Raw genomic sequence first — 383 nt, forward strand, 5'->3', positions numbered from 1 at the left:
CACCACGTCGCGCCGCACCACCGATTTCGAGCCGCGCTTCTTGGCCTCCGCCGGGTCCTCGGTCTGCTCGCAGACGGCGACGCGGAAGCCTTGCGCGATCACCTTCTGCAGATAGTCATCCGCCGCATGCACCGGCACGCCGCACATCGGAATGTCGTGGCCCTGGTGCTTGCCGCGCCGGGTCAGCACGATGCCGAGCGCGCGGCTTGCCTTCTCGGCATCGTCGAAGAACAGCTCGTAGAAATCGCCCATGCGGTAGAACAGGAGCGAATCCGGGTTCGCCGCCTTGATCTCGATATACTGCTCCATCAACGGCGTGACGCCGCCCAGGGCGGGCGCCGGCGCCATCGTGTCCGGAGCGTCGTTATCGGTCGGCATGTGCA

At 66.3% G+C, this 383-nt stretch carries 1 pseudogene; it reads right to left on the minus strand.

The window, feature by feature from the left end:
* Nucleotides 1-383: pseudogene (locus EOA24_RS41190) on the minus strand (DNA mismatch repair protein MutS); the annotation flags it as partial.

The organism is Mesorhizobium sp. M2A.F.Ca.ET.039.01.1.1 (assembly GCF_003998035.1).
GTDB lineage: Bacteria > Pseudomonadota > Alphaproteobacteria > Rhizobiales > Rhizobiaceae > Mesorhizobium.